This window comes from Microbulbifer pacificus (genome assembly GCF_002959965.1).
Classification (GTDB): Bacteria; Pseudomonadota; Gammaproteobacteria; order Pseudomonadales; family Cellvibrionaceae; genus Microbulbifer; species Microbulbifer pacificus_A.
The window spans coordinates 1-1,321 of sequence record NZ_PREV01000034.1; the positions used below are offsets into that span (position 1 = coordinate 1).

The following is a 1,321-nucleotide window of genomic DNA, read 5'->3' on the forward strand; positions in this document are numbered from 1 at the left end:
GTATTGGATAGTAACTTGGGTTGCCATTATTGTAGAATAATTTATTCGTTACCCTGACTTCCCCATTGTTAGTACCACTTACACCAAGATATAAATTCTGTCCAACATTATCAGGTACACCAATAACTGCTGATCTCAAACTTGTCCCCGATACTATTACAAGATTTTTAGGGTCCAAATGTATACTTCCATTATCAGTTCTTAATCCTATATTTCCTGCCATGGAATATAATGTAAGTCCTGATTTAGAATTAGTGGGAGAATATTCAGCACTATGAAATTCTATAAACCCAGATGCATCTTTATCGTCTCCATAAGCATCAGCATAAGTGGAAATTCCCCAGTCACTAAAATACAGTGACCAATTCTCTGTATCGTTACGCGCTCTAAAATACCCATTTTCCAATCTTAATTTAATATCATGTGTAACTGTACTATCTCTCCAAGTTCTCCGATGCTTACCTCTAGATTCTAATAAACTACCTCGAATTCTTGTATAATCATCCCCACTTCCACCAATAATCTGCACATTATTTGCATTCAATTCCCCTGATGTAATCTTTGTAGCTGATATATTAGCTATCTTGGCACTATCTATAGTTGCATTAGCTATTTTTGCATTTGTAATTGCACCATTTTCAATTTGGCCAGTACCAATCACAGCAGTACCAAGTTTTGCTTTATCAATTGCTCCATTAGCAATATGAGCATTCTGAATAACCCCGTTATTAATTAATGTGGTACCGTCAAGGTGTATAAGATTACCTTTAATTTTTACTCCTTCTTGACTGAGGTTAATTTGTGAAACTATATTATCTACGTCTACTTTCAAATCTATTTCAGTGGCTAATTGATTAATAGTCGATTCTGCTTGATTCATTCGATTCTGATTATCTGTTACATCCAATTCAATACTAGATACTGTCGTTTCTATACCTTCTGCCAATTGTTGGACATCACTAATAGACTGCCTAAGAATGCCAGTCTCATTGTTAAATATTGTTTGCTCTACTCTATTTCGAATTTCTATTTCATTTTGTTCAATGAGTGAAGAATGTTGCTCTAAATCTTGTATAACACCATTATAATCTGTTTCGTATTTCGTCAGGCTCACTTTATTACTTATCATATTATCAATGTCGGATATCGTATAAACATCATTGATATTTACTTTATCTACTAGTTGACCTTCTACATATTCCAGTTCATTCGATAAGCTGCTTACGTCCTCCATTATCTCATCACGTGTATCACTAATTTCACTATCCGTATATTGTTTTGCTTGCTGGTTAATAAGATTTTTAGCTTCTTGAGATATCTG

General features: G+C 34.0%; 1 protein-coding gene. It reads right to left on the reverse strand.

Features of this window, described 5'->3' with window-relative positions:
* Positions 1–1,321, reverse strand: a 1,321-nt coding sequence (locus tag C3938_RS17585) for a hypothetical protein (protein ID WP_199775671.1), incomplete at both ends; no start/stop codon positions are given.